This is a genomic window from Rhodococcus sp. YH1 (assembly GCF_009939605.1).
GTDB lineage: Bacteria > Actinomycetota > Actinomycetes > Mycobacteriales > Mycobacteriaceae > Rhodococcus > Rhodococcus aetherivorans.
The window spans coordinates 45,166-45,444 of the sequence record NZ_WVTE01000291.1; the positions used below are offsets into that span (position 1 = coordinate 45,166).

The 279-nt window shown below is 64.2% G+C and carries 1 pseudogene; it reads right to left on the reverse strand.

The features are described from left to right. Positions 1–162 (reverse strand): annotated as a pseudogene (locus tag AIIKEEIJ_RS34395) (IS1634 family transposase); the annotation flags it as partial. Positions 163–279: the final 117 nt, after the last annotated feature.

Genomic DNA, 279 nt, shown 5'->3' on the forward strand with positions numbered 1-279 from the left:
GGGTTCGAGCCAGGCCCGAGCCCGCTCGAGCAGCATGCCGAGTTCGACGTCGGTGTGGGCGGAGCCGAGGTGTTTGACGATCTCCTGCCGGCCGCCCACGTAGCGGGCGATCTGCACGGCTGTGGCCCCGGACTTGGTGCGCACCTTCCTGACAAACACCACTCGCCGAGCCTAGAACCAGAGCCGTTAGTGCGTGAAATCAGAGACCGATCCCGACGAGAACCAGCAGGTCACAGACGTGAGCCGTCGATCATCCCGAAAACGTGAGCCAACTCGGGT